Raw genomic sequence first — 3,224 nt, forward strand, 5'->3', positions numbered from 1 at the left:
GTCTCGGGCCGACTGCTCGCCGAGATCGCCGGCCGTCTCCCCAACGCGCCCGTCCGCGTGGCCACCGAGGAGTCGCGCATCCAGGTCAGTTGCGGCTCAGCGAGCTTCACCCTCCTCTCGATGGCCGCCGAGGGCGCGTAGCCGAGTCGCGCCGCGGTCTCGAGCACCCGCTGACGCGTCGACGGGGACACCGAGACACCTGCCTTGTCGTTGAGCACGTAGCTCACCGTCGTCCGGGACACCCCGCTCTCGCGTGCGACATCCGCACTGGTCACTCCACCCACGGCACCTCCGGATCCTCGCCTGCCTGCACCCTAGTCGCGCACCCGGTCATGCGTCGGCGCGAGGCATCCGGAACCATGGTCGCAGGCTGTCGCCGTGCGCGCCCTCGGGCCAGAATGGGCAGATGGATCCAGTGGCCGCACTCGAGGAGATCGCGTTCCTGCTGGAGCGCGACCGCGCGTCGTCGTTCAAGTCCAAGGCGTTCCGGCGGGCGGCCGACGTCATCGGCGCCTACTCGGCCGAGGAGCTCGCCGACCGGGTGCACGACGGGCGGCTGAAGCGCACGAAGGGCATCGGCGACACGACGTACGCGGTCATCGCCGAGGCCGTCGACGGCGGCGTGCCGTCGTACCTCGCCGACCTGCGCGAGAAGCACGGTCCGGCGGTTCCGGCGGCGGGGCTGCGCGCCCAGCTCAAGGGCGACCTGCACAGCCACACCGAGTGGTCCGACGGCACGACGCCGATCGGCACGATGGCCCGCGCCGCGCAGCTCGTGGGCCTCGAGTACCTCGTGATCAGCGATCACTCGCCGAACCTCACGATCGCCAACGGGCTCAGCGCCGAGCGGCTGCAGCAGCAGCTCGAGGTGCTCGACGAGCTCGACGCGGCGAACGAGGCGAGCGGCGGCATCCGTCTGCTCTCGGGCATCGAGACCGACATCCTGCTCGACGGCACGCTCGACCAGTCGCCCGAGATGCTCGACCGGCTCGACGTGGTGGTCGCCAGCGTGCACTCGAAGCTGCGCACCGAATCGCGCGAGATGACCCAGCGGATGCTGCGCGCGATCGCCGACCCGCGCATGAACGTGCTGGGCCACTGCACGGGCCGCCTCGTCGAGGGCTCGCGCGGCACGCGGCCGCAGTCGACATTCGACGCGAAGGCGGTGTTCGCGGCCTGTGCCGAGCACGACGTGGCCGTCGAGATCAACTCCCGCCCCGAGCGCCAGGATCCGCCCGACGACCTGATCCGGCTCGCGCTCGAGGCCGGATGCCTGTTCAGCATCGACACGGACGCCCACGCGCCGGGCCACTTCTCATTCCTCGACCTCGGCGCCGCGAGGGCGGAGGCCAACGGCGTGCCCGCCGAGCGCATCGTCACGACGTGGCCGGCCGACCGCCTGCTGGAGTGGGCAGCGGCGAAGCGCTAGGGCCGCCTGACGGCGTCCACGACGGCGTCGACGGTCGCGTCGTCGACCGGGAGGCCGGCCTCGGCCAAGCGCTGCCGCGCCATCGAACGCAGGTCGTCCACGTGGCCGAGCTGGTCGTCGCCGCGCATCTGCTGCGCGACGCCGTCGATCTTCTCGTTGCTGGTTGCCTCGTCGTGGCCGTCTTCGATCGGTGCGTCCTGGGTGTCCATGCCAGCAGCGTGACAGGTGGGGGCTCGGGCCGCCGCCCCTTGACAGCAGCTCACACGTCGGCAGGGGTACTCGAGGTCCGTCGTGCGGACGCGGGCGTCTGCTGGGGGCGCCTCAGCGTCGACGCCGGCGCCGGTGCAGGCGCATCCGGCAGGATGGGCTTCGATGGCTCGAGCGGGGGCATCGGCTGGTCGATGCGGGTGGTGGGCGCGGGCTCGGGCATGACTGTCAGTCCTGCGTTGGAGTTGGCGGAGCGCGCGAGGAGTTCGAGCCATTCCCGGTTGAGCAGCGGGTGCCGGTTGCCCGAGTAGACGAACTCGAGCCCGATGGCCGGGCCGATCCAGCACACGGAATCGTGGCCGGCCTCGTCGCGCCAGGTGAAGGTGAACGACTCGTGGCGTCGAAGCTTGTTGATGATGACGACCTGCAGGTGCGCGAGGACGCGGTCGTCGATCGTGAGGGTCGTGGTGCTGTGGTAGACCAGCATGCCCATGGGCGCCTCCAACTCGTTCTGCCTCCGCATCGTCGGGTCGTCGACACGGACGTGGTGCGCGTCGCCTCCTTCCCGGTTCCCCCGACCATCGGTTCGGCCCGACCACGCGTCCAAGGTACGATCGGTGAGTCTGAGGATCCCTCGATACCTGCGGCTTCTTCCGTCTTCGGACGGAGCTGTACCGATCGCGGACGATCGGACCTCAGAGGCACGCACGTCATCTCATCGTCGGAGTGGACCGACCGGGTCAGGAGGATCGCCGCATGGCAACGCTGGAGCACCAGTCCCGCTCGTTCGACGACCTGGACTCCGCACACGACTGGTTCGCGGGCTACTTCCCCGAGCGCCGGTTCGGGGTCGATCGCAACGGGCGCTTCCGGGTGCGCGTGCGCATGTCGACGGCCGCCCGGTTCTCCTTCATCGACTCGGCCTGGAGTGCACCCGGGACCGCGACCGGCGGAACGCGCGAGCTGACGGTCATCAGCGGTGAGGGGCGCGGGTACCACGTCACCCACGGGCCGACCGATCTCGATCCCCGCCAGTCGCTCCTCGCACCGGTCGAGGGCCTCTCGGTTCGATGGGAGGAACGGCGCACGTCCGTCGTCGCACTCGAGTTCGCGGCCGTCGAGCGGATCGCGCGCGTCGCCACGGGCCAGGATGCGCTTCGGTTGCGCCGCACGGGACTGGTCGCGAACTCGCCCGAGCTCGCCGACCACTGGACGACGGTGCTGCGAGGCATCCGGTCATCGCTCGAACAGGACCCGGGCGTGCTCGACGAACCCCTGGTGGCCAATGCGACGTTCCACCATCTCGCCACCGCGTTCCTCCACGCATTCCCCACGAACTGGCTCGACGCGCCCGACGAGCGCAGGGGCGGCTCGGCGGTCGTGCGCCGGGCGATCGACTACATGCACGCGCACGCGGGGGAGCCCATCACCATCACGGATGTCGCGAGCGCGGTGTTCATCTCGACCCGCGGCCTGCACTTCGCCTTCACGCGTGAGCTCGGGGAGTCGCCGGCGCAGGTGCTCCGCCGGATCAGGCTCGACGGGGCGCGCGCCGACCTCCGTGCGGCCGGCCCGGAGGCCACCGTCG

Annotated in this window: 4 protein-coding genes and 2 pseudogenes; 3 read left to right on the forward strand and 3 right to left on the reverse strand. The window is 70.8% G+C overall.

All coding sequences use genetic code 11. The features are described from left to right. Positions 1–132, forward strand: a pseudogene (locus GH736_RS19785) (DNA polymerase III subunit beta); the annotation flags it as partial. 56 nt (positions 133–188) lie between these two features. Here GH736_RS19785 and GH736_RS25805 read toward each other — a convergent pair. After that, positions 189–284: pseudogene (locus tag GH736_RS25805) on the reverse strand (LacI family DNA-binding transcriptional regulator); the annotation flags it as partial. 122 nt (positions 285–406) lie between these two features. Here GH736_RS25805 and GH736_RS19795 point away from each other — a divergent pair. After that, positions 407–1,429, forward strand: coding sequence for a PHP domain-containing protein (locus GH736_RS19795; protein WP_159606385.1), 1,023 nt, complete (start codon positions 407–409; stop codon positions 1,427–1,429). Here GH736_RS19795 and GH736_RS19800 read toward each other — a convergent pair. Together GH736_RS19800 and GH736_RS25650 are read right to left on the reverse strand one after the other, a co-directional pair. Continuing rightward, positions 1,426–1,638 (reverse strand): hypothetical protein, encoded by a 213-nt coding sequence (locus tag GH736_RS19800; RefSeq protein WP_159606387.1) that lies wholly within the window; start codon positions 1,636–1,638, stop codon positions 1,426–1,428. The two genes, GH736_RS19795 and GH736_RS19800, sit on opposite strands and share 4 nt — an antisense overlap. Before the next feature lie 50 nt (positions 1,639–1,688). After that, complete coding sequence (locus tag GH736_RS25650; protein ID WP_328596923.1) at positions 1,689–2,129, reverse strand: DUF7882 family protein; 441 nt, start codon at positions 2,127–2,129, stop codon at positions 1,689–1,691. Between the two features lie 263 nt (positions 2,130–2,392). Between GH736_RS25650 and GH736_RS19810 the strand changes: the two genes are divergently transcribed. Then, the coding region (locus GH736_RS19810) for a helix-turn-helix domain-containing protein (protein WP_159606389.1) at positions 2,393–3,224 on the forward strand (832 nt) is incomplete at its 3' end.

The organism is Agromyces humi (genome assembly GCF_009720255.1).
Lineage (GTDB): Bacteria > Actinomycetota > Actinomycetes > Actinomycetales > Microbacteriaceae > Agromyces > Agromyces humi.